Below are 22,225 nucleotides of genomic sequence, written 5' to 3' on the forward strand. Positions count from 1 at the left end.
CGGCGGGAGAGATGCCGATGGAGCGCGAGACGATGCGGGCGTACTGCCTGGCGAAGCCGGGCGCCTGGCTGGACCGACCGTGGGAGGGCGACGAGGTGGTGAAGGTCGGCAGCCGGATCTTCGCGTTCCTCGGCGGGGCCGGCACCGAGCCCCGGATCGGGGTGAAGTGCGGGCCGGACCGCACCGTCGCCGACGAGTGGATCCACCGGTTCCCCGCCGACGCGCGACCCTCGCCGTACATCGGCCGGTCCGGCTGGAACACCCTGCGCCTAAACGGCGACATCCCCAACGACGACCTGACCGAGGCCGTAGACGCCTCCTACGAGGCGGTAGTGGCCAAGCTGCCCAGGCGGGAACGCCCGCCGACGTGAGCAACTTCGGGGAAAGTGCTGCCTCAGGTGGCCGGGAGGGCGCATTTTCCCCGAAGTTGCGCACCGCAAGCCGGCGGCCCCGGCGGCCCCGGCGGGCTCAGCGGGGGACGACGTGTTCGGACGCCCACTCTCGCCAGCCGGCTAGCTTGTCCGCTGCCGCGGCCAACTGGTCGGAGACCGGGCCGGGGCCGGTGGAGCCGGGCGTGATCCGGGCGGCGAGGGCCGAGGAGACCGACAGGACGTCCCGGACGCTCGGGTCGAGGTGCTCGCTGACCGCGGTCAGGTCGTCGTCGGAGACCTCGTCGAGCGCGCAGTCCCGGGCCACGCACAGCGCCACCAGCTTGCCGGTGATCTCGTGCGCGTCGCGGAACGGCACGCCCTTGCGGACCAGCCAGTCGGCGACCTCGGTGGCCAGGGAGAAGCCGACCGGGGCGGCGGCGACCAGCCGGTCGACCCGTACGGTCATCGTGGAGATCATCCCCGCGAGGGCCGGCAGCAGCAGTTCCAGGGTGTCGACCGCGTCGAAGGCCGGCTCCTTGTCCTCCTGCATGTCACGGTCGTACGTCATCGGCAGGCCCTTGAGCATGGTCAGCACGCTCATCAGGCCGCCGACGAGCCGGCCGGACTTGCCCCGGGCCAGCTCGGCGATGTCCGCGTTCTTCTTCTGCGGCATGATCGACGAGCCGGTGGCGAAGGCGTCGTCCAGCTCGACCCAGCCGAACTCGTGCGACGTCCACAGCACCACCTCCTCGCCGAGGCGGGACAGGTGCACACCCACCAGCGCGGTGACGAAGAGGAACTCGGCGACGAAGTCCCGGTCGGCGACCGCGTCCATCGAGTTGGCGAAGGACGTCCGGAAGCCCAGCTCCTTGGAGACGGCCACCGGGTCCAGCGGCAGGCCGGAGCCGGCGAGGGCGCCGGCGCCGAGCGGGCTGATCGCCGTCCGGTGGTCCCAGTCGCGCAGCCGCTCCAGGTCACGCAGCAGCGGCTGCACGTGCGCGAGGAGCCAGTGCCCGAACGTGACCGGCTGGGCGTGCTGGAGGTGCGTCATGCCCGGCGCGGCCGTGCTCACGTGCCGCTCGGCCTGCTCCACCAGTGCCTCGGCCAGCTCCACCAGCCGACCCGCCACACCCCGGGCGTGGTCGCGCAGGTAGAGACGCAGGTCGGTGGCGACCTGGTCGTTGCGGGACCGGCCGGCGCGCAGCTTGCCGCCCAGGCTGCCGAGGCGCTCCAGCAGACCGCGCTCCAGGGCGGTGTGCACGTCCTCGTCGTCGATGGTCGGGCGGAACTGCCCGGAGGCGCAGGCCGCCTCCAGGTCGTCCAGCGCGGCCAGGATCCGACCCAGTTCCTCCGGGTCGAGCAGCCCGGCGCCGGCCAGGACCCGGGCGTGCGCCCGGGAGGCCGCGATGTCGTACGGGGCCAGCCGCCAGTCGAACTGCACGCTCACCGACAGGCGAGCCAGGGCCTCGGCGGGGCCGCCGGCGAACCGGCCGCCCCACAGGCTCGTACGGTTCGTGGCGGCACTGTTCTCGGTCAGGCTCTTGTCGTCCACGCCGCCCATTGTGGTGCCCACGATCAGGAACCACCCAACCGGGCGTGCCGGGCGGCGGCCATCCTGCTGGGCAGGCCCCACAGCTGCACGAAGCCCTTCGCCAGCGACTGGTCGAACGTGTCGCCCGTGTCGTAGGTGGCCATGCCGAAGTCGTACAGGCTGGCCTCGGAGCGCCGGCCGGTGACGGTGGCCCGGCCTCCGTGCAGGGTCATCCGCACCTCGCCGGACACGTGCTGCTGCGCGTCGGCGATGAAGGCGTCCAGCGAGTCCTTCAGCGGCGAGAACCACAGGCCGTCGTAGACCAGCTCGCCCCAGCGCTGGTCCACACTCTTCTTGAACCGGGCGAGGTCCCGCTCGACGGTGACCGCCTCCAGCTCCTGGTGGGCGGTGATGAGGGCGATCGCACCCGGCGCCTCGTACACCTCGCGGCTCTTGATGCCGACCAGGCGGTCCTCGACCATGTCGAGCCGGCCCACACCCTGCGCGCCCGCGCGCCGGTTCAGCTCCAGGATCGCCTGGTACGGGGTGACGGTCTCGCCGTCGATCGCCACCGGGTCGCCGGCGTCGAAGGTGATGACCACCTCGTCGGCGTCACGCTCCTGCGCCGGGTCCGACGTGTACGCGTACACGTCCTCGACCGGTGAGTTCCAGATGTCCTCCAGGAAGCCGGTCTCCACCGCACGGCCCCACAGGTTCTGGTCGATGGAGTACGGCGACTTCGCCGACACGTCGATCGGCAGCCCCTTCTCCTCGGCGAAGGCGATGGCCTTGTCCCGCGTCCAGGCGAAGTCCCGGGCCGGCGCCACGATCTTCAGGTCGGGGGCGAGCGCGCCCAGGCCGACCTCAAAGCGGACCTGGTCGTTGCCCTTGCCGGTGCAGCCGTGCGACACGATCGTGCCGCCGTGCTTGCGGGCCGCGGCGACCAGGTGCTTGACGATCAGCGGCCGGCTCAGCGCGGAGACCAACGGGTAGCGGTCCATGTAGAGAGCGTTGGCCCGGATCGCCGGCAGGCAGTACCCGGCGGCGAACTCGTCGCGCGCGTCGACCACCTCGGACTCCACGGCTCCGCAGTCCAGGGCGCGCTGCCGGATGGCGTTCAGGTCCTCGCCGCCCTGCCCGACGTCGACCGCCACCGCGATCACCTCGGCGCCGGTCCGTTCGGCCAGGTAGGGAATGGCGACGGAGGTGTCGAGACCCCCCGAGTACGCCAGGACGACCCGCTCGGTCACGGTGTGGTGCTCCCTTCGACGGTCTCTTCGCGGCGGGCCCACCCGGCGAGCTTGTCGCCGAGCGCGGCCCCGCCGTCGGCCTCGCGGGCCACGACGAGGATGGTGTCGTCGCCGGCGATGGTGCCGACGATCTCGGTGAGGCCCGCCCGGTCCAACGCGCTGGCCAGGTACTGGGCTGCGCCCGGCGGGGTACGCAACACCGCGATGTTGCCGCTGGAGTCGACCCCGTTGAGCAGTTCGCGCAGCAGCCGGACCAGCCGGGCCGGCGCGGTCTCGGCGTCCCGCAGCGGCCGGTGGCCGTCTTCGGGGATCACGTAGACGCCCCGGCCGTCGCCGGCGCGCGCGGTGACCGCGCCCAGTTCCTTCAGGTCCCGGGACAGGGTGGCCTGGGTGACCTGGATGCCGTCACCGGCGAGCAGGTCGGCCAGTTCGGGCTGCGAGTGGATTTCCTTGTCCCGGATCAGCTCGACGATGCGGGCGTGCCGGGCGGCGCGGGTCAGCGGGGCGGTCATGGGGTGGCCTCCAGGAGAAACGTCAGCAGCGCCTTCTGGGCGTGCAGCCGATTCTCCGCCTGGTCGAACACCGCGCTGCGCGGGCCGTCGAGCACCTCGTCGGTGATCTCCTCGCCCCGGTGCGCCGGCAGGCAGTGCAGCACGATCACCGTGGGCCGGGCGTGGGCGAGCAGCGCGTCGTTGACCTGGTACGGCAGGAACGGCGTGATCCGGTCCAGCCCGTCGTCCTCCTGGCCCATCGAGGTCCAGGTGTCGGTGGCGACCACGTCGACGCCGGCCACCGCCGCGACCGGGTCGGTCAGCACGCGTACCGACCCGCCGGTGGCGGCGGCGATCTTCTCCGCGCGGGCCACGATCTCCTCCTCCGGCGCGAAGCCGGCCGGACCGGCCACCCGGACGTGCATCCCGGCGGTCGCCCCGGCCAGCAGGTACGAGTGCGCCATGTTGTTCGCCGCGTCCCCCACGTACGCGAGGGTCCGCCCCCGCGTGCCGCCGCAGTGCTCGCGGACGGTGAGCAGGTCGGCCAGGAGCTGACACGGGTGGTAGGTGTCGGTGAGTGCGTTGACCACCGGCACGGTGGCGCCCTCGGCCACCTCGGCGATCCGGTCGTCGCCGTAGGTGCGCAGCACGATCGCCGCGACGTAGCGGGAGAGCACCCGGCCGGCGTCGGCGAGGGTCTCGCCCCGCCCGAAGTGGGTGACCTGGGTGTCCACCACGAGCGGGTGACCGCCCAGCTCGGCGATGCCGGCGTCGAAGGAGATCCGGGTACGCAGGCTCTGCTTGTCGAAGAGCACCGCCACCGACCGCGGCCCCGCCAGAGGCTTGTACGCGAACCGGTCGGCCTTCATCCGCGCGGCGAGGTCGAGCACGGCCGACTGCTCGGCGGGAGACAGGTCGTCGTCGGCCAGGAAGTGCCGGGTCACGCGCGGGCCTCCGTGCTGGTCGGGGTCATCGGGGCTGATGGGGCCGCGAGCGGGTCGACGGCCGGCGCGGCGGCGGGGACCGTCGCGTCGAGGGCGGCCGGGAGGGCCGCCAGGAAGGCGTCGGCCTGGGCGGCGGTGAGCACGAGCGGCGGGGCGAGCCGCAGCACGCCGGGCTGCACCGGGTTGACCAGGAAGCCGGCCTCCCGCAGCGCCTCGGCGGCCACCGCCGCGACCGGCGCGGTCAGCACCACGCCGAGCAGCAGGCCGGCGCCCCGCACCTCACCGACCAACGGGTGACCGAGCGCCTCGACGCCCCGGCGCAGCCGCTCGCCGACCCGCTTGACGTGGTCCAGCAGGCCCTCGTTGGCGATCGTCGCCACCACCGCGAGGGCGGCGGCGCAGCTGACCGGGTTGCCGCCGAAGGTGGTGCCGTGCGACCCGGGACCGAGCAGCTCGGCGGCCCGGCCGAAGGCCAGGGCGGCACCGATCGGCAGGCCACCGCCGAGCCCCTTGGCCAGGGTGACCACGTCCGGCTCGACGCCGTCGGCCTGGTGGGCGAACCAGTGCCCGGTACGACCGACGCCCGTCTGCACCTCGTCCAGCACCAGCAGCGCGCCGTGCCGGGCGGTGATCCGGCGGGCGGCGGCCAGGTAGCCGGGTGGCGGCACGACGACGCCGTTCTCCCCCTGGACCGGCTCCAGGATCACCATCGCCGTGGCGTCGGTGACCGCCGCCTCCAGGGCGGCCACGTCGCCGTAGTCGACGTGGGTCACCTCACCGGGCAGGGGGCGGAACGGGTCGGCCTTGGCCGGCTGCCCGGTCAGGGCGAGGGCACCCATGGTCCGGCCGTGGAAGCCGCCCCGGGCGGCGACCACGTGCGACCGGCCGGTGAGCCGGGACAGTTTGAAGGCCGCCTCGTTCGCCTCGGCGCCGGAGTTGGCGAGGAACACCCGGCCGGGGCGCCCGGCGAGGGCGAGCAGCAGCTCGGCCAGGGCCACCGGCGGCTCGGCGACGTACAGGTTGGAGACGTGCCCGAGGGTGGCGACCTGCTTCGACACGGCGGCCACCACGGCCGGGTGGGCGTGCCCGAGGGCGTTGACCGCGATGCCCCCGACCAGGTCGACGTACTCCCGGCCGGCCTCGTCGACCACGACGGCGCCGGAACCGGCGACCAGCGCCAGCGACGGGGTGCCGTAGTTGTCCATCATCGACTGCCGCCAGCGGTTCACGAGCGCACTCATGACGGGATCACCATCGTTCCGAAGCCTTCCGACGTGAACACTTCCAGCAGTGTGGAGTGGGCGACCCGGCCGTCCACGACGTGCGCGGCGGGCACACCCTGGCGCACCGCCCGCAGGCAGGCCTCCATCTTCGGCACCATTCCCGACTCCAGCGACGGCAGCAGCTTCGCCAGGTCGTCGGCGGTGATCTCGCTGACCAGGCTGGTGGTGTCGGGCCACTGGGCGTACAGGCCGGGGACGTCGGTGAGGACGACCAGCTTGCGCGCGCCCAGGGCGACCGCGAGAGCGGCCGCGGCGGTGTCGGCGTTGAGGTTGTGCAGCACCCCGTCGGTGTCCGGGGCCACGGTGGAGATCACCGGGATCCGGCCGGCGGCGATCAGGTCGGTCACCGCCGAGATGTCCACCGACTCCACGTCACCGACCTGACCCACGTCGACCGGTTCCCCGTCCACGTAAGCCGGCCGCCGCACCGCGGTGAACAGCCCGCCGTCCTCGCCGGAGAGGCCGACGGCGAACGGGCCGTGACTGTTGATCAGCCCGACCAGCTCCCGGCCGACCTGGCCGACGAGCACCATCCGGACCACGTCCATCGCCTCCGGGGTGGTGACCCGCAGACCGCCCCGGAACTCGCTGGGGATGCCGAGCCGGCCGAGCATCGCCGAGATCTGCGGGCCGCCGCCGTGCACCACGACGGGCTTCAGGCCCGCGTACCGCAGGAAGACCATGTCGGCGGCGAAGGCCCGCTGCAGCTCGGGGTCGACCATGGCGTTGCCGCCGTACTTGACCACGACTATCGAGCCGGAGAAGCGCTCCAGCCAGGGCAGCGCCTCGATCAGCGTGGCGGCCTTCGCCTGGGCGCGGGTGAGGTCGGTGGAGAGGTTCATGTCCGAGCCTGCCATTCGTTCGCGACTGCGGGACTCCGCTTCGCTGCGTTCCTCGCGCTCACGTCGAATACGCCGAGTTCTCGTGCACGTACGCGTGGGACAGGTCGTTGGTCCAGATCGTCGCGGCGGCCGCGCCGGCGTGCAGGTCGATGCGGATCGTGACGTCCCGGCCGGTCAGGTCGACCTTCGAACGGTCCTCGGCGGCGGCGCCGGACCGGCACACCCAGACCCCGTTCACCGCGACGTCCACGCCGTCCGGCTCGAACACGGCGGCGGTGGTGCCGACGGCGGCGAGGATGCGGCCCCAGTTGGGGTCGTTACCGAACAGCGCGGTCTTGACCAGGTTGTTGCGGGCCACCGACCGGCCCACCTCGACCGCGTCGTCCTCGCTCGCGGCGCCGAGCACCTCGATGGCGATCTGCTTGGTGGCGCCCTCGGCGTCGGCGATCAACTGCTGGGCCAGGTCGTGCGTGGCGGCGGTGACCGCGGCGGTCAGCTCCTCCTCGGTCGGTGCGATGCCACTCGCGCCGCTGGCCAGCAGCAGGACGGTGTCGTTGGTGGACATGCAGCCGTCGGAGTCGATCCGGTCGAAGGTGACCCGGCAGGCCGCCCGCAGCGCCGCGTCGAGGGTGTCCGGGCCCGCCACCGCGTCGGTGGTGAGCACGCAGAGCATCGTGGCCATCGCGGGGGCGAGCATGCCGGCGCCCTTGGCCATCCCGCCGACCGTCCAGCCGCTGCCCTGCGCGACGGCGGTCTTCGGCCGGGTGTCGGTGGTCATGATCGCCTGGGCGGCCGGCATCCCGCCGTCGCGGGACAGTCCCCGGACGGCGGTGCGGACGCCGGACAGCAGCGCCGGCATCGGCAGCCGCTCACCGATCAGGCCGGTGGAGCAGACCGCCACCTCGCCCGCGCCGAGCAGCAGGCGGGCGCTGGCCGAGCTGAGCGCGGCGGCGGTGTGCTCGGCGGTGGCGTGGGTGTCCTGGAAGCCGGCCGGGCCGGTGCAGGCGTTGGCGCCGCCGGAGTTGAGCACCACGGCCCGGACGACGCCGCCCCGGACGACCTGCTGGGTCCAGAGCACCGGTGCGGCCTTGACGCGGTTGGCGGTGAACACGCCGGCGACACCGGCGTCGGGCCCGTCGTTGACGACGAGGGCGACGTCGGCGTTGCCGCTGGCCTTGAGCCCGGCGGCCACGCCGGCCGCCCGGAAGCCCCGGGGAGCGGTGACGCTCACGGTGCCGGCCTTTCGTTCGCGACTGCGGGGCTGTGGTGCGCCGCGCTCACGGCGCCACGCCCCAGATGGACAGGCCCGTCGTCTCCGGCAGGCCGAGCATGAGGTTGGCGTTCTGCACGGCCTGGCCGGCGGCGCCCTTGCCGAGGTTGTCCAGTGCGCTGAGCACGATCATCCGGCGGGAGTCGACGTCGACCGTGGCCTGCAGGTGGCAGGAGTTGGAGCCGAGGGTGGCGGCGGTGTGCGGCCAGGCGCCCTCGGGGAGGACGTGCACGAACGGCGTGTCCGCGTACGCCTCGGCGAGCACCGCCCGGGGGTCGACGCCGCGCGCCGGGACGGCGGTGACCGTGGCGAGGATGCCGCGCGGCATCGGCGCGAGCAGCGGGGTGAACGACAGGCCGGTCGCGCCGGTGGCCTGCTTGATCTCGGGCACGTGCTGGTGGGTGCCGACCCGGTAGGGCGACAGGTCCCCCATGACCTCGCTGCCGAGCAGGTGCGGCTTGGCGGCCCGGCCGGCGCCGGAGGTGCCGGAGGCGGCGACGACCACCACGTCGGCGGGGTCGGCGGCGCCCGCGGCGACCAGCGGGGCGAGCGCCAGGGAGATGGCGGCGGCGTAGCAGCCGGTGTTCGCCACCCGGGTCGACGTGGCGATCAGCTCCCGCTGGCCGGGCAGCTCCGGCAGGCCGTAGGTCCACTGCCCGGCGTGCGTGCCACCGTAGTAGTGGGCCCAGTCCCACGGGCTGGCCAGCCGGTGGTCCGCGCCGAGGTCGACGATCCGGACCTCCGGCGGAAGCTGGGCGGCGAGGGCCGCCGACTCACCGTGCGGCAGGGCGAGGAAGACCAGGTCCGCGTCGCCCAGGGTCGCCGCGTCCGTCTCGCCGAGCACCAGGTCCAGGCCCGTGAGCTGCGGGTGTACGGCGTCCAGGCGGTGACCGGCCTGGCTGTGCGCGGTGGCGGCGACCAGGTCGAACTCCGGGTGCCCGGCGACCAGGCGGATCAGCTCGCCCCCGGCGTAGCCGCTCGCTCCGGCGACCGCGACTCGGATTCCCATACTCACCTCCGCATGACTATGCAGCAGAGGCTAACAGCTCAGTGCATGGTCATGCAATGTATTGCATGGAGATGAGGTGTGGTGGCGGCCACCCGCCTTTCCCCGAGAAGGCCGGGCCCGTGCCGCAGGACGCGGCACGGGCCCGGAACGGACAGCGGGGCCGATCAGAGGCGGCCCTCCTCGACCGCCCGCGTCACCCACGGGATGACCTCGTCGAGCATCTCGTCCAGGCCGGTGGTGGCGGTGAAGCCAAGCACCTCGCGGGCCTTCGTCACGTCCGGCACCCGCTTCTGGACGTCGTACCGGAACGGCTCGTCGGACACGTGGCGGAACGGCACGTCCGGTCCCTTGATCTTGCGCCAGATCAGTCCGGCCAGGTCGAGGACGCTGGTCGACTCGGCCGTGGAGAGGTTGAAGTCCTCGTTGCGCGCCGCCGGGTGCTCGATCGCGGTGGCGATGCCCCGGGCCAGGTCGCCCCCGTAGGTGTAGTGCCGCACCTGGCTGCCGTCACCGAGGACGTGCAGCGGGTCCTGCCCCTTGACGATCTTCTGCACCAGGTCGGGCACGACGTGCGACATGGCCAGCTTCACGTTGCCGGAGAGCACCTCGGCCTGACCGAGCGCCCGCCCCTCGCCCACGCCGACGCAGTTGAACGGCCGCACGATCGTGTACGGCAGCGCGTACTGCTCCCAGGCCGCCCGCGCGTAGTACTCCACCGCCAGCTTCTGGAAGCCGTACGAGGACAGCGGCGGCGGGATGCGCCGTTCGTCGCCCTCCCGGCTCGGCCACTGCTCGGTCGACTCGTAGACCATCGAGGACGACAGGTAGGTGACCTTCGCCAGCCGCCCGTCGCGGTGCGCCCGGATCGCCGCGTCGCAGGTCGACGCCATGATCCGCTCGTTGGTGGCGAGCAGGTCGTAGGCGTACGCGTGGAAGTAGGAGATGCCGCCGATCATCGCCGCGCCGGCGACCAGGTGGTCGCAGCCGTCCAGCAGCTCGGTCAGCAGGTCCGCGTCCCGGGCGTCGCCCTCGACGAACCGGTAGCGGGGGTGGTCGTCGTAGCTGTGGCTCACCGGCCCGTACTTCGAGAAGTTGTCGATGCCGACCACCTCGTGGCCCCGGCCCAACAGCTCCTCGACGAGATAGCCGCCGATGAAGCCGGCCGAACCAGTAACCAGGACCTTCGCCACGTGCGCTCCTATGCGGTCTTCTCGAACTCGGTGCTGTCGCGGGGTTGGGCCGGCACGGCGGCGGGCCGTGCCGGCGTGGCCAGTTTCCCGGCGCTCAGCCGTCGACCGTAGGCGAAGAAGTACCAGCGCAGGTAGCCGGGGAGGAACCGGCCCAGGTCGAAGTGCGACTCGCCGAGCGGCCGGTCCAGCCAGATGGTCGGGATCTCGGCGACCGGCAACCGCAGGCGGGTGGCCTTGGCGGTCAGTTCCAGGCCGATCTCGAAACCGGTCCGCGACTCGATCCCCACCTGGCGGACGAAGGCCGTGTCGTACGCCTTGAAGCTGTTGGTGGCGTCCCGCGTGCCGACCCGGGCGAGGGTGTAGAGGCTGCGGCCCGCCCAGCGCGACATCATCCGCTTCAACCGGGGCCCGCCGACCTGCTGGCCGCCCGGCATGTACCGGGACGCGGCGGCGACCACCACGCCCCGGTCGACCAGCCGGGCCAGCTCGTCGATCTGCCGCGGATCGTCGCAACCGTCGGCCATGGTGACCACCGCGACCGGGGCCGTGGCCGCGTCGATGCCGAAGCGGATCGCGTTCGCCGGACCGCGCCCGTACGTGTTGAGCACCGCCCGGACGCGCGGATCGGTACGGGCGACCTGCTCGACGTACGGGACCGTGGTGTCCTCCGGCATGTCGTGCACGATGAGGACCTCGGCGGGCAGCAGCAGCTCCCGGAGCATGCGCTCCAGACAGCGCAGGATCGCCTCGCCCTCGTTGTAGACCGGCACGATCACCGAGACCCGGGGCTTCACACCCGCACCCCCGTCCCGGTCAGGCCCCACATGTCGATCACCGGTTTGTCGGTGTCGAGGCGCGCGTACTGCTCGTGCGGGGCCGCGATGACCAGCAGGTCGGCCCGCTCCAGCACCTCGTCGAGGTCGACGAGGCGCTCGTCGGCCACGTACGGGTCGGTGCAGAGGGTCTCCCGGGTCTTCAGGGCGAGGATCTTGCGCAGCTTGTAGGCCAGGCTCTCCCGCGGGTCGTCGCTGCCGCCCTTGAACGCCATGCCGAGGATGCCGACCGTCGACTCGGCCAGGTCGAACCGGTCCTCCAGCCGCGACACCAGGTACAGCGGGAGCCCCTCGTTGATGAGCATCGCGGAGTGGCCGAGCACGAAGTTGTTCCGGTTGAAGGCGGCCAGCTGCATGGTGTCCTTGAACAGGCACGGCCCGGCGGCGAAACCGGGCATCGGCAGGTCCGCCGCACGCGGGTAGTCGAACGCCACCGCGTGCCGGATCCGGGCGAAGTCCAGGCCGAAGTCGTTGGCCATCATCCAGAACTGGTTGGCGGTGGCGAACTTGATGTACCGCCAGGTGTTCGTGAACAGCTTCGCCAGCTCCGCCTCCTCCGGTTCGAGGGGCACGATCTGCTCGGTCAGGTGCCGGAACAGCTTCTCGGCCCGGGCCAGCGCGTCCGGCGTACGGGCGGCGACGATCTGCGGCAGCGTGAACAGCTCGGTCATCGCCCGTCCCTCGGCGATGCGCTCCGGGCAGAACGCCACGTCGGCGCGGATGCCCTTGCCGACCAGGAGCTTCTCGGTCAGGGCCGTGACGCCGGGGTAGACGGTGCTGCGCAGCACGATCAACTGCCCGTCGCGCAGGTGCTCCGCGCAGCGCTCCAACGCCCGGGGCACCGCGCCCAGGTCCGGGTTGAGGTGCTCGTCGACGGGCGTGCCGACGACCACGACCAGGTGCTCGGAGACGCCGACGCTGGCCGGGTCGGTGGTGGCCCGCAGCCGGCCGGCGGCGACCGCCTCGGCCAGCGGTCCGGCCGCGTCCGGCTCCGCGAACGGCAGCGTCGCCGCGTTCACCGTCGCCACGGCGTCGGCGTTGATGTCGTACAGCACGACGGAGAGCCCGCGCGAGGCGAAGGCGATGCCCAGCGGCAGGCCGACCCGGCCACAGCCACCGACGATGCAGACGTCCACCGTGGTGGGCGACTCGGGCGGTTCCTCGGACATCGGTGGACTCCCGTGGGGGTGGCGGGGGGTGCGATCCCGGCGTCAGCCGGAATCACAGCAGGCTAACCGCTCGGACGTGACTCATGGGTAACCGAACGATCCTTCGCCTCTGACCATTCGGCCGATCATCTACCGTCGGTGACGACTCCCTCACCGACGAACGTGAGGAAGGGCCCCTTCTTAACGCCTGGCGTTAAGAAGGGGCCCTTCCTTGCACGTCAGGCGCCGCGGAGCACCGCTCCGAAGCGCTCGGCGGCGCGGGCGACCGCCGCGTCGCGGGCGGCCACCGCCTCCTCCACCGTCAGCGTCCGGTCCGGGGCGCGGAAGGTGAGCTTGTACGCCAGCGACCGGCGGCCCGCCCCGAGCTGCTCGGAGGCGTACACGTCGAACAGCCGCACCGACTCCAGCAGCTCACCCGCACCCTCGACCAGCGCCTCCTGCACCTGCGCGGCCGGTACCGAGGCGTCCAGGACCAGCGCCACGTCGATCAGCGCGGGCGGGAACCCGGACACCGCCGGCCCGGGCGCCATCGGCGCCGCCGGCACCGCGTCCAGGTCCAGCTCCATGGCACACGTACGCCGGGGCAGCTCCAGCCCGGCGAGGACCGCCGGGTGCAGCTCGCCCGCGTACCCGACGACGGTGTCGTCCACCAGCAGCTGCGCGCACCGCCCCGGGTGCCAGGGCGCGTACTCGCCGGCCCGGACCGTGACCCGCTCGGCGGGGATCCCGGCGACCGCGAGGACCTCCCGGCCGGCCTGGACGGCGTCCGCCCAGCCGGCGGTGCGGCCCGCGCCCCACCAACCGGTCTGTTCGATCTCCCCGGCGAGGACCACGCCCACGTGCCGGGGCTGGTCGGGCAGCACCGCGTCGGCGGCCGCGAACTCCGCGTCCGACGGCCGGCGCTCCACGCCCATGTGCGGCGGGGTGCCGGCGCCGGAACGCGGGTGGAACACCGTGCCGATTTCGTACAGCGCCAGGTCCCGCAACCCCCGGCCGAGGTTGCGCCTGAGCGCCCCGAGCAGCGGGCCGAGCAGGCTGGTGCGCAGCAGCGGCTCCTCCTCGGACAGCGGGTTGGCCACCCGCACCGCCCGCCGCCGCGCGTCGTCGGCGGGCAGGCCGAGCCGGTCCGCCAGCTCCGTGGACACGAACGGCTGCGTGAGCACCTCGACGTACCCCTGGTCGGCGAGCGCCCGGGCCACGGCCCGCCGACGCCGCTGCTGCCAGGTCAGGCCCCGGCCGGCGGGCGCCACCGGCAGCACCGACGGCACGCGGTCGTACCCGTCGAAGCGGACCACCTCCTCGACCAGGTCGGCCGGGTCGGTGAGGTCGGGCCGCCAGCTCGGCGGGGTGACGGTGAGCGCGACGGCGCCACCGGCGGCGACACCGACCGTGCCCGGGTCCTCGCCGAGCCGGTCGGCGCCGGCGGCAACGGTGCAGCCGACCTGCTCGAGCAGGGCGACCACCCGGGCCGGCGGGTACTCCACCCCGACCCGGCGGGTGGGCAGGTCGGCCGGCAGGACGACCGGCGTACGCGGCCGGACGTGGTCGATGTCGAGGACCTCCTCGCCGGCGGCGCCGCCGCCGTGCGTGACCAGCAGCCCCACCGCGAGGTCCAGCGCGACCAGCGGCAGCGCGGGGTCGACGCCCCGCTCCCACCGCTTGGCGGCCTCGCTGAACAGCTTGTGCCGGCGGGCGGTCCGCCCGACCATCACCGGGTCCCAGTGCGCGGCCTCGAACAGCACGTTCACCGTGCTGTCGACGACCTCGCTGGTCTGCCCGCCCATCACGGCGGCGAGCGAGATCGGGCCGGTGTCGTCGCAGATCACCATGTCCTCGGCGGCGAGCGTGCGGGTCACACCGTCCAGGGTGGTCAGCTTCTCCCCCGCCTCGGCGCGCCGGACCACCAACGGGCCGGCGATCCGGTCGGCGTCGAAGGCGTGCATCGGCTGGCCGAGCGCGAGCATCACGTAGTTGGTGATGTCGACCGGCAGCGAGATGCTGCGGATGCCGGCGGTGGTGAGCCGGCGCGCCATCCAGTCCGGGGTGGGTGCGGCCGGGTCGACGCCGCGCACCATGCGGGCGGCGAACCGGTCGCAGCCGACGGTGTCCCGGACCTCGACCGGGTACGCGGGCCGCTCGGTGGCCCCGGGCGCCGGCGTGAGACCGGGATCCTGGAAACCCACCCCGAGGGCGTGGGCCAGCTCGCGGGCGATGCCCCGCACCGACATCTGATAGCCGCGGTCCGGGGTCACCTCGACCTCCACCACCACGTCGTCCAGCCCGACCAGCGGGCGCGCGTCGTCGCCCGGCTTGCCGGGGACCTGCTCCGGCAGCACGATGATGCCGGAGTGGTCGTCGCCGAGGCCCAGCTCCTTCGCCGAGCAGATCATGCCGTTGGAGTTGCGCCCGTACGTCTTGCGGGAACCGATGGCGAAGTTTCCGGGCAGGACACCGCCGGGGAGGATCACCACCACCCGGTCGCCGACGGCGAAGTTGCGCGCCCCGCAGACGATCTCCTGCGGCTCACCGGTGCCGTTGGCGGCGCCGACGTCGACCCGGCAGAACCGGATCGGCTTCTTGAAGCCGGTGAGCTCCTCGATCTCGCGGACCTCACCGACCACCAGCGACCCGGTGACCGTCTCACCCAGGTCCAAGATGGAATCGACCTCGATGCCGAGGTCGACCAGGGCCTGCTCCAGGTCGCCCGGGGCCAGGTCGGCGGGCAGGTCCACGTACTCCCGCAGCCAGCTGACAGAAACTCGCATGACTCAGACCACCGTCTCCGTAACTCGTACCCGCACGCCGCTCACGCCGTCCCGACCGCTCATGACCCGTGGCCGAACGCCCGGGTGAACCGGACGTCGCCCTCGACCATGTCCCGCATGTCGCCCACTCCGTGGCGGAACATGACGGTCCGGTCGATGCCCATGCCGAAGGCGAATCCGGAGTAGACGTCCGGGTCGATGCCGCAGGCCCGCAACACCCGCGGGTTGACCATGCCGCAGCCGCCCCACTCGACCCACTGCGGGCCCTTGCGGTGCTCCGGGAACCACACGTCGAACTCGGCCGACGGCTCGGTGAACGGGAAGTAGTGCGGCCGCCACCGCGTCTTCGCATCCGGCCCGAACATGGCCCGGGCGAAGTGGTCCAGTGTGCCCCGCAGGTGCGCCATCGTGATGCCCTTGTCGACGACCAGGCCCTCCACCTGGTGGAAGACCGGCGCGTGGGTGGCGTCCAGCTCGTCGGTGCGGTAGACCCGGCCGGGGCAGATCACGTAGATCGGCGGCTTCCGGCTCAGCATCGTCCGCGCCTGCACCGGCGAGGTGTGGGTCCGCAGCACCATCCCGGAGTTCTCCGGCGCGACGTGGAAGGTGTCCATCAGGCCGCGGGCCGGGTGGTCCGGCGGGATGTTCAGCGCGTCGAAGTTGGTCCACTCCAGCTCGACCTCGGGGCCCTCGGCCACCTCGTAGCCCATCCCGACGAAGAAGTCGCTGACCTGTTCCATCAGGGTGCTGACCGGGTGCCGGGCACCGGACGGGCGCCGGTCGTACGGCAACGTGACGTCCACCCGCTCCTCGGCCAGCATCCGCTCGGCCTGCTCGCGGTCGAGGATCTCGGCGCGGGCGGCGTAGGCGGCCTCGATCGCCCGGCGGGCCTCGTTGACCCGCTTGCCGGCGTCGGACTTCGCCGCCGGCGGCAGCGCGCCGATCTCCCGACGGGCCAGGGACACCGGCGAGCGGTCGCCGAGGTGCGCGGGGCGCAGCGCGGTCAGCGCGTCCGGATTACCGGCGGCCGCGAACGCCTTCTCGGCGTCGGTGACGGCGTCGGCCAGGGCGGCCGGGTCGAGCAGGGCGACCTGCTTCGGGTCGTACGGATCGTTGCGGTAGCTCATGGCGAACGGGCACTCCCTCACGGCGGCGCCGGCCCTCACGGGCGGCTAGGCGAGTCTACGGACGCGCGGCTGTGCCGCAGCCCGCCGGTGGGAGTTGTGCGGAAAGCAGGTCAGGCCCGCCGCCCGCCGACACCGGCGGGCTGGCTAAACGAACGCCGTGGCGCGTTCATGGGCGGACGTTCTCCCCTGCTGTCTGTCCCGCGCGACCGGTCGACGGTCGACGCTGTGCTCTCGCTGAAGCGTACAGGCAGACGGCGGCGGCCGCAGCCAGGTTCAGGCTCTCGGCGCGCCCGTACAGGGGCACCCGGACGCGGGCGTCGGCGGCGCCGGTGAGCTCCTCGGGCAGGCCGTGCGCCTCGGAGCCGAACAGCCACGCCGTGGGCGCGGCCAGGCGGCCGTCGTCGGCCAGGTCGTCCAGGTCGTCGTCGCCGTACCCGGTGGTGGCGAGGATCGACAGCCCCGCCTCGCGGAGCGCCTCGACCGCGTCGCGGGGGTCGGGCGCGCGGACCACGTCGAGGTGGAAGAGGCTGCCGGCCGACGCCCGCACGGCCTTGCCGTTGTACGGGTCGACGGCCTCCCCGGCGAACACCACCACCTGGGCTCCCGCGGCGTCGGCGGTGCGGAGCACGGTGCCGGCGTTGCCCGGGTCCCGGATGTCGGCGAGCACCGCCACCAGGCGGGGCGCGCCGGACAGGGCCCGTTCCAACGGCACGTCGACGTGCCGGCACACGGCCACCAGGCCCTGCGGTGCGACGGTCTCGGCGAGGGCGGCGACCGCCTCGTCGGTCACCTCGGAGACCGGCACGTCGGCGCCGGCCGCGCGGGCGGCCAGGTCGGCGTACCGGTCGAGGGCGGTCGGCGTACCGAACAGCTCCGTGACCACCCCCGCACGGGCCAGGGCCTCGCGGACCGCCTGCGGCCCCTCGGCCAGGAAGCGGCCGGTCGCCTCGCGGTCCCGGCGGCGCTGCAACCGGCGGGCGGCGACCACCCGGGGCGTACGCGGAGTGAAGGGCATGGGTTCCTCAGACGTGGGCGAGGCGCCCCTCGCAGGTGACGGGGGGCGCCTCGCGGGCGTTGCTGGCGGGGATCAGGCGGCCTGGGCCGCCGCGCCACCGGTGCCCTCGGCCGCGACCGCGGCCCGGGCCAGCTCGACGATCGCCGCGAAGGCGGCGGCGTCGTTGACGGCCATGTCGGCCAGGATCTTGCGGTCGACCTCGATACCGGCCAGGCGCAGGCCCTGGATCAGCCGGTTGTAGGTCATCCCGTTGGCCCGGGCGCCCGCGTTGATCCGCTGGATCCACAGCTGCCGGAAGTCGCCCTTGCGGTCACGACGGTCCCGGTACGCGTACTGCATCGAGTGCAGCACCTGCTCCTTGGCCTTGCGGTACAGGCGGGAGCGCTGACCGCGGTAGCCGCTCGCGGTCTCCAGCAGGGTACGACGCTTCTTCTGGGCGTTCACAGCCCGCTTGACGCGTGCCATCTCAACTCCTTCTTACGTAAAGGTGGCGCGCGTCAGCGGCCGAGCAGCTTCTTGATGCGCTTGACGTCGGCCTTGGCCAGCACGACCGTGCCGGTCAGGCGCCGGGTCTGGGTGGAGGGCTTCTTCTCCAGGTTGTGGCGAAGCCCGGCCTGCTGGGCAACGATCTTGCCCTTGCCGGTCACCTTGACCCGCTTGCCCATACCCGTGTGCGACTTCATCTTCGGCATGTGGAACGTCTCTCCCCTGTTACTCGCCGCCGGTGCCGGCGACGGTGCCGGTGTCACCGGCTGCTGCGGTCTCGCCGGCTGCCGCGGTCTCCCCGGCTTCCGGAGCGGCGGACTCGTCCGCGTTCCGGTCACGGGGTCCACCGCGGGACGCCGTCGCGGCGACCGCGGAGGCCTTGACGGCCCGGTGCGGCGCGAGAACCATGATCATGTTTCGGCCGTCCTGCTTCGGAGCGGCCTCGACGTATCCCAGCTCCGTGATCTCGGACTCGAGCCGGCGCAGGAGCCGGTAGCCCAGCTCCGGGCGGCTCTGCTCGCGACCGCGGAACATGATCGTCACCTTGACCTTGTCGCCGGCCTTGAGGAACCGCACCACGTGACCCTTCTTGGTCTCGTAGTCGTGCGGGTCGATCTTGGGCCGGAGCTTCATCTCCTTGATGACGGTCTGCTGCTGGTTACGCCGCGCTTCGCGCGCCTTCAGTGCGCTCTCGTACTTGAACTTGCCGAAGTCCATGAGCTTGCACACCGGCGGGCGCGCCATCGGCGCAACCTCGACCAGGTCCAGGTCGACGTCCGCGGCCAGCTGCAGGGCGCGCTCCAGCGGGACGATGCCCACCTGCTCACCCTCAGGGCCGACCAGTCGGACCTCACGTGCCCGGATCTGCTCGTTCACGCGTGGTTCGACGCTGATGGGGCCTCCTCGAGTCGGATCTGCTGCGTGGCCGACCCCGCGGTTCCCGGATGGGAACCGACCCGGAAAGCAGAGGGCCCCGGCGTATGCCAGGGCCCGCTCGACCGGTCGGCACGATCACATGATCGCGCATCCGGGACCGGGACGTGCCCGGAACCGGTGACCGGACCCGGCCACCGTGGCGGCGACTCGGGTGGGAGCGGGAGCTCCTCTTTCATGGCTGTCTGCTCGCGTGCGGAGACAGCCTGGTCGACTCCACGACATTACACCCTCGGCCGCCGGCGTCCCAACCCGGGCCCCTCCACCGGTCGAACCCGTCCCGGCGCACGGTCAGCGCCCGGTGGCACCCTCGGCGAGGCGGGCCTGGTGGGCCTGGTGCAGCCGGCGCAGCGCGCGCACCCCGTCGACCGCCAGCTCCTTGTCGGCGGCCTGGAGGGCCACCATCGGCAGCAGGTCGTCGTCGTGCAGCTCCAGGCTCGCCCAGGGCGCGCCCCGGTCGAAGCGGACGCTCCGGACGACCTCCCAGGGCAGGTCGTACGATCCGACGACGTTGCGCACCCGCACGCCGCGCGCGTCGGCCTCGACCCGGGGGCGGGTGAAGAGCAGGAAGCCCAGGGCGCCGAAGACGCCGAGACCGATCATGGCGAACTGGTCGCCGCGCTGGAAGGTGCCGTAGCCGTCACCCGTGGCGCCGCTCAGCGAGGTGGCCACCAGGCTGAACACCACCACCAACGCGATCGCGGCGGCCCAGCAGACCACCCGGATCCGGCGGGGACGGAGGCGGACCGACTCGGTTTCACTCACCCCACCAGTCTGCCACCCGCCGCCGGCGCACCCGCCGCCGCCACACGCGTGGTGCGGGCGCCGCGGCCGGCGACGAGCGCCGCGAGCAGCGTGAGCAGCGCGCCGGCGACCACCGGCAGGCGTACGCCGGCGCCACCCGGCAGCAGCGCGTCCAGCAGCAGCGCACCGCCGAGCTGGCCGGCGACCGCGACCAGGCCGGTACGCAGCACGCCGACCACCCGGACGCCCACCACCAGCGAGGCCACGATCCCGACCCCGAGCAGACCGCCGGTGTAGAGGTACCAGGCGTCGGGCCAGGTCGGGGCGGGCCCGGTGAAGGCACCGGCCAGGGCCGCGACGAGCAGGACGACCGGCGTACCGACGGCGAAGTTGACCGCGACCCCGGCGGCGGGCGAGCTGGCGGCGGAGACACGGCCGTTGAGTGCCGACTGGAGCGCGATCCCCACCCCGCCGGCGACCGTGAGCGCGACGAGCCCGAGCGCGAGGTCACCGACGGGCTGGCCGAGCTGGGCCAGCCCCACCGCGAGGACGCCGAGCAGCGCGCCGACCAGGCGTGGTCCGGTCAGCGCCAGCCGGCCCACCGGGGCGAGGCCGGCCCGGTCCACGGCCAACCCGCCCACACTGCTGCCGGCCACCCCGGCGATCGTGAAGAGGGCCACCCCGAGCACCGGCACGACGTACGCCCCGAGCAGGACGATCGTCGCCCCGCCCAACCCGCCCAGGTAGGCCCACCAGGGCAGCCGGGCGTGCCGTAACGCGGCCAGTCCGGCCCGTACCGACGGCAGGGCGAGCACGGCGAGCCCGATCAGCAGGCTCCCGCCGACGTTGTTGACGGCGGCGGCGATGGTGGGATCCCCGGCGCGCTCGCCCAGCTCGGCGTTGGCCGCGCCCTGCACCGCGGCGGCGGCACCGCCGAGCCCGACGAACAGCAGCGCCAGCCAGGCCGGCAGGAGCCGCCGGACCCGCTGCGGTGCACCGGTCGCCGACGGCGCCGGGTCAGCCGGCGAGGGCCGGGGTGCGGCCGGGGCGGGCGGCCGGCTCACAGCCGGCAGGCGTGGATGTTGGTGACCAGGATGGCCCGGGCTCCCAGCTCGTAGAGCTCGTCCATGATGCGGTGCACGTCGTCGCTGAGCACCATGGCCTGCACGGCCACCCAGCCCTCGCGGTGCAGCGGCGAGACCGTCGGCGACTCGATGCCCGGGGTCAACGAGCTGGCCCGGTCGAGCAGGCCGGCCGGGACGTCGTAGGCGAGCATCACGTAGCGGCGGGCGACGAGCACCCCGTGCAGGCGGCGCAGCAGCTGCTCGGCCTGCGGCCGGGTCGGTGCCCCGGTGCGCCGGACCAGCACGGCCGACGAGCGCAGCAGCGGATCACCGAAGACGACCAGGCCGGCCTGGCGCAGCGTGGTGCCCGTCTCCACCACGTCGGCGACGACGTCGGCGACGCCGAGCCGGATGGCGTTCTCCACCGCGCCGTCGAGACGGATCACGTCGGCCTTGACGTCCAGCTCGGCGAGGCGCCGCTCGACGAGGCCCGGGTACGCGGTGGCGATCCGGTGCCCGCCCAGCTCCTGCACCGAGGCGATGTCCTCGGGGCGGGCGGCGAAGCGGAAGGTGGCCCGGCCGAAGTCGAGGTCCACCACCTCCTCGGCCGGCGCGCCCGAGTCGATCAGCAGGTCCCGGCCGGTGATGCCGACGTCGAGGTCACCGGAACCGACGTAGGTGGCGATGTCCTTCGGACGCAGGTAGAAGAACTCGATGTCGTTGGGCTCGTCCCGGCAGACCAGGTCCTTCGGGTCGGTGCGCTGGCGGTAGCCCGCCTCGCGCAGCATCTGGGCGGCCTTCTCGGCGAGGGCGCCCTTGTTGGGTACGGCGACACGCAGCATGACGGAGTGCTCCTTAACGATCGGGGAGGATCAACGCGGGGGCGCACTCACAGATGTCGGTAGACGTCCTTCAGCTCCAGACCACTGGCGAGCATCAGCACCTGGACCTGGTAGAGCAGCTGGGAGATCTCCTCGGCGGTGCGCTCCGGCCCCTCGTGCTCGGCGGCCATCCACGACTCGGCCGCCTCCTCGACGACCTTCTTGCCGATGAAGTGCACCCCTTTCTCCAGGGCCGCGACCGTGCCCGAGCCCGGGGTGCCGGCGGCGGCCTTGGCCTGCAGCTCGGCGAACAACTCCTCGAACGTCTTCACCCGGTGATTCTCTCAACTGTCCCCCGGCCAGGGCAGCCCCGGGGTCCGGCGCGCGCGGTGGGTGCGGTCGGTGGGTGCGCGTGACGACCGCAGTCACGGAGGGCAACCGGACCGGCGTCGTCACTCGGAGCGACGTGGCGGCGGGAACACCTGCTCGTGCGGCACGCGACGCACGAGCCACGCGGCGGCAGGAGCGCCCACGACCCCGACCGCCCCACGGGCGCCGGGTCGCCGCGACCGGATCGGGCGCCGGGGATCAGCCGGCGAAGCCGACCCGCTGACCGATGCCGGCGAGCGTCCGGACCGCCAGGGCGGCGTCGAGCGCCGCGACCGTGGCGGCCCAGCCCTTGTCCTCGGCGGAGCCCGGCAGGCCGGCCCGGTCGCGGGCCTGCTCGATGGTCTCCACGGTGAGCACACCGTGGGCGACCGGCTTGCCCTCGTCGAGGGCGACCCGGGTGAGCCCGTCGGTCACCGAGCGGCAGACGTAGTCGAAGTGCGCCGTCGCGCCGCGTACCACCACACCGAGAGCGACGACCACGTCGCAGCGGCGGGCCAGGGCCTGGGCCACCACCGGCAGCTCCACCGAACCGGCCACCCGGGCGACGACCGCCCGCGCCCCGCACGCCTCGGCGGCGGCCACCGCCCGCTGCAGCATGTGGTCGGTCAGCTCGCCGTGCCACCGGGCGGCGACCACACCCACGGTCATCCCGGCCGCGTCCACCGCCTCCACGCCCGGTTCACCGAAACCCGCCATC

At 73.3% G+C, this 22,225-nt stretch carries 23 protein-coding genes; 1 reads left to right on the forward strand and 22 read right to left on the reverse strand.

The window, feature by feature from the left end; all coding sequences use genetic code 11:
* Positions 1 to 17: 17 nt before the first annotated feature.
* Positions 18 to 371 carry an MmcQ/YjbR family DNA-binding protein gene (locus ACIBR0_RS19595; protein ID WP_396717467.1) on the forward strand — a complete coding sequence of 118 codons (354 nt, stop codon included), beginning with the start codon at positions 18 to 20 and terminating at the stop codon, positions 369 to 371.
* 97 nt (positions 372 to 468) lie between these two features.
* On the opposite strand, the gene argH is transcribed toward ACIBR0_RS19595, so the two are convergent.
* The 22 genes from argH to ribH form a co-directional block, all read right to left on the reverse strand.
* Positions 469 to 1,932 (reverse strand): argininosuccinate lyase, encoded by a 1,464-nt coding sequence (gene argH, locus ACIBR0_RS19600; RefSeq protein WP_396717733.1) that lies wholly within the window; start codon positions 1,930 to 1,932, stop codon positions 469 to 471.
* A gap of 14 nt (positions 1,933 to 1,946) precedes the next feature.
* Positions 1,947 to 3,152: an argininosuccinate synthase gene (locus tag ACIBR0_RS19605; RefSeq protein ID WP_396717469.1), complete on the reverse strand. Its 1,206-nt coding sequence runs from the start codon at positions 3,150 to 3,152 to the stop codon at positions 1,947 to 1,949.
* Positions 3,149 to 3,664, reverse strand: coding sequence for an arginine repressor (locus tag ACIBR0_RS19610; RefSeq protein WP_357037506.1), 516 nt, complete (start codon positions 3,662 to 3,664; stop codon positions 3,149 to 3,151). The genes ACIBR0_RS19605 and ACIBR0_RS19610 overlap by 4 nt, the downstream gene beginning before the upstream one ends.
* Positions 3,661 to 4,587, reverse strand: coding sequence for an ornithine carbamoyltransferase (gene argF / locus ACIBR0_RS19615; RefSeq protein WP_396717472.1), 927 nt, complete (start codon positions 4,585 to 4,587; stop codon positions 3,661 to 3,663). Before argF ends, ACIBR0_RS19610 begins: the two co-directional genes overlap by 4 nt.
* Positions 4,584 to 5,828 carry an acetylornithine transaminase gene (locus ACIBR0_RS19620; RefSeq protein ID WP_396717474.1) on the reverse strand — a complete coding sequence of 415 codons (1,245 nt, stop codon included), beginning with the start codon at positions 5,826 to 5,828 and terminating at the stop codon, positions 4,584 to 4,586. The genes argF and ACIBR0_RS19620 overlap by 4 nt, the downstream gene beginning before the upstream one ends.
* Positions 5,825 to 6,712: an acetylglutamate kinase gene (argB, locus tag ACIBR0_RS19625; protein WP_396717477.1), complete on the reverse strand. Its 888-nt coding sequence runs from the start codon at positions 6,710 to 6,712 to the stop codon at positions 5,825 to 5,827. The genes ACIBR0_RS19620 and argB overlap by 4 nt, the downstream gene beginning before the upstream one ends.
* A gap of 58 nt (positions 6,713 to 6,770) precedes the next feature.
* Positions 6,771 to 7,943, reverse strand: coding sequence for a bifunctional glutamate N-acetyltransferase/amino-acid acetyltransferase ArgJ (gene argJ, locus ACIBR0_RS19630; RefSeq protein ID WP_396717480.1), 1,173 nt, complete (start codon positions 7,941 to 7,943; stop codon positions 6,771 to 6,773).
* A 46-nt stretch (positions 7,944 to 7,989) separates the two neighbouring features.
* On the reverse strand, positions 7,990 to 8,991 hold the full coding sequence (gene argC / locus ACIBR0_RS19635) for an N-acetyl-gamma-glutamyl-phosphate reductase (RefSeq protein WP_396717481.1): 1,002 nt from the start codon (positions 8,989 to 8,991) through the stop codon (positions 7,990 to 7,992).
* 164 nt (positions 8,992 to 9,155) lie between these two features.
* Positions 9,156 to 10,181: an NAD-dependent epimerase/dehydratase family protein gene (locus tag ACIBR0_RS19640; RefSeq protein ID WP_396717484.1), complete on the reverse strand. Its 1,026-nt coding sequence runs from the start codon at positions 10,179 to 10,181 to the stop codon at positions 9,156 to 9,158.
* Between the two features lie 8 nt (positions 10,182 to 10,189).
* Complete coding sequence (locus ACIBR0_RS19645; RefSeq protein ID WP_357035794.1) at positions 10,190 to 10,975, reverse strand: glycosyltransferase family 2 protein; 786 nt, start codon at positions 10,973 to 10,975, stop codon at positions 10,190 to 10,192.
* Positions 10,972 to 12,183 carry a nucleotide sugar dehydrogenase gene (locus ACIBR0_RS19650; protein ID WP_396717487.1) on the reverse strand — a complete coding sequence of 404 codons (1,212 nt, stop codon included), beginning with the start codon at positions 12,181 to 12,183 and terminating at the stop codon, positions 10,972 to 10,974. The genes ACIBR0_RS19645 and ACIBR0_RS19650 overlap by 4 nt, the downstream gene beginning before the upstream one ends.
* A 218-nt stretch (positions 12,184 to 12,401) precedes the next feature.
* Positions 12,402 to 14,948 carry a phenylalanine--tRNA ligase subunit beta gene (gene pheT / locus ACIBR0_RS19655; protein ID WP_396717489.1) on the reverse strand — a complete coding sequence of 849 codons (2,547 nt, stop codon included), beginning with the start codon at positions 14,946 to 14,948 and terminating at the stop codon, positions 12,402 to 12,404.
* 59 nt (positions 14,949 to 15,007) lie between these two features.
* Positions 15,008 to 16,075, reverse strand: coding sequence for a phenylalanine--tRNA ligase subunit alpha (gene pheS / locus ACIBR0_RS19660; RefSeq protein WP_396717492.1), 1,068 nt, complete (start codon positions 16,073 to 16,075; stop codon positions 15,008 to 15,010).
* A gap of 166 nt (positions 16,076 to 16,241) precedes the next feature.
* Positions 16,242 to 17,090, reverse strand: a complete 849-nt coding sequence (locus ACIBR0_RS19665) for a TrmH family RNA methyltransferase (RefSeq protein WP_396717494.1) — start codon at positions 17,088 to 17,090, stop codon at positions 16,242 to 16,244.
* 72 nt (positions 17,091 to 17,162) lie between these two features.
* Complete coding sequence (rplT, locus tag ACIBR0_RS19670) at positions 17,163 to 17,555, reverse strand: 50S ribosomal protein L20 (RefSeq protein ID WP_109944367.1); 393 nt, start codon at positions 17,553 to 17,555, stop codon at positions 17,163 to 17,165.
* 32 nt (positions 17,556 to 17,587) lie between these two features.
* The gene (gene rpmI, locus ACIBR0_RS19675) at positions 17,588 to 17,782 is read right to left on the reverse strand and encodes a 50S ribosomal protein L35 (RefSeq protein ID WP_007458415.1); all 195 of its coding nucleotides are present in this window, start codon (positions 17,780 to 17,782) and stop codon (positions 17,588 to 17,590) included.
* A gap of 19 nt (positions 17,783 to 17,801) precedes the next feature.
* Positions 17,802 to 18,452 (reverse strand): translation initiation factor IF-3, encoded by a 651-nt coding sequence (infC, locus tag ACIBR0_RS19680; protein ID WP_396717496.1) that lies wholly within the window; start codon positions 18,450 to 18,452, stop codon positions 17,802 to 17,804.
* Positions 18,453 to 18,800: 348 nt separating this feature from the next.
* A complete protein-coding gene (locus ACIBR0_RS19685) occupies positions 18,801 to 19,274 on the reverse strand; it encodes a PH domain-containing protein (RefSeq protein ID WP_357041493.1) in 474 nt (157 codons plus the stop codon).
* Positions 19,271 to 20,317, reverse strand: a complete 1,047-nt coding sequence (locus tag ACIBR0_RS19690; RefSeq protein WP_396717499.1) for a DMT family transporter — start codon at positions 20,315 to 20,317, stop codon at positions 19,271 to 19,273. Before ACIBR0_RS19690 ends, ACIBR0_RS19685 begins: the two co-directional genes overlap by 4 nt.
* Entirely contained in the window at positions 20,314 to 21,159 is an 846-nt protein-coding gene (gene hisG, locus ACIBR0_RS19695) for an ATP phosphoribosyltransferase (RefSeq protein ID WP_396717502.1), read from the reverse strand. Before hisG ends, ACIBR0_RS19690 begins: the two co-directional genes overlap by 4 nt.
* A 47-nt stretch (positions 21,160 to 21,206) precedes the next feature.
* Complete coding sequence (locus ACIBR0_RS19700; protein ID WP_013732805.1) at positions 21,207 to 21,470, reverse strand: phosphoribosyl-ATP diphosphatase; 264 nt, start codon at positions 21,468 to 21,470, stop codon at positions 21,207 to 21,209.
* 256 nt (positions 21,471 to 21,726) lie between these two features.
* Entirely contained in the window at positions 21,727 to 22,224 is a 498-nt protein-coding gene (gene ribH / locus ACIBR0_RS19705; protein ID WP_396717504.1) for a 6,7-dimethyl-8-ribityllumazine synthase, read from the reverse strand.
* Position 22,225 lies beyond the last annotated feature (1 nt).

This window comes from Micromonospora sp. NPDC049497 (genome assembly GCF_044465805.1).
Classification (GTDB): domain Bacteria; phylum Actinomycetota; class Actinomycetes; order Mycobacteriales; family Micromonosporaceae; genus Micromonospora.

What these genes read in the sequence shown, in the direction of transcription:
- ACIBR0_RS19595 (WP_396717467.1), top strand. Translation starts at nt 18, where the DNA reads ATGGAGCGCGAGACGATGCGGGCGTACTGCCTGGCGAAGCCGGGCGCC.
- argH (WP_396717733.1), bottom strand. Translation starts at nt 1,932, where the DNA reads ATGGGCGGCGTGGACGACAAGAGCCTGACCGAGAACAGTGCCGCCACG.
- ACIBR0_RS19610 (WP_357037506.1), bottom strand. Translation starts at nt 3,664, where the DNA reads ATGACCGCCCCGCTGACCCGCGCCGCCCGGCACGCCCGCATCGTCGAG.
- ACIBR0_RS19620 (WP_396717474.1), bottom strand. Translation starts at nt 5,828, where the DNA reads ATGAGTGCGCTCGTGAACCGCTGGCGGCAGTCGATGATGGACAACTAC.
- argB (WP_396717477.1), bottom strand. Translation starts at nt 6,712, where the DNA reads ATGAACCTCTCCACCGACCTCACCCGCGCCCAGGCGAAGGCCGCCACG.
- argC (WP_396717481.1), bottom strand. Translation starts at nt 8,991, where the DNA reads ATGGGAATCCGAGTCGCGGTCGCCGGAGCGAGCGGCTACGCCGGGGGC.
- ACIBR0_RS19650 (WP_396717487.1), bottom strand. Translation starts at nt 12,183, where the DNA reads ATGTCCGAGGAACCGCCCGAGTCGCCCACCACGGTGGACGTCTGCATC.
- pheT (WP_396717489.1), bottom strand. Translation starts at nt 14,948, where the DNA reads ATGCGAGTTTCTGTCAGCTGGCTGCGGGAGTACGTGGACCTGCCCGCC.
- pheS (WP_396717492.1), bottom strand. Translation starts at nt 16,075, where the DNA reads ATGAGCTACCGCAACGATCCGTACGACCCGAAGCAGGTCGCCCTGCTC.
- ACIBR0_RS19665 (WP_396717494.1), bottom strand. Translation starts at nt 17,090, where the DNA reads ATGCCCTTCACTCCGCGTACGCCCCGGGTGGTCGCCGCCCGCCGGTTG.
- rplT (WP_109944367.1), bottom strand. Translation starts at nt 17,555, where the DNA reads ATGGCACGCGTCAAGCGGGCTGTGAACGCCCAGAAGAAGCGTCGTACC.
- rpmI (WP_007458415.1), bottom strand. Translation starts at nt 17,782, where the DNA reads ATGCCGAAGATGAAGTCGCACACGGGTATGGGCAAGCGGGTCAAGGTG.
- hisG (WP_396717502.1), bottom strand. Translation starts at nt 21,159, where the DNA reads ATGCTGCGTGTCGCCGTACCCAACAAGGGCGCCCTCGCCGAGAAGGCC.
- ribH (WP_396717504.1), bottom strand. Translation starts at nt 22,224, where the DNA reads ATGGCGGGTTTCGGTGAACCGGGCGTGGAGGCGGTGGACGCGGCCGGG.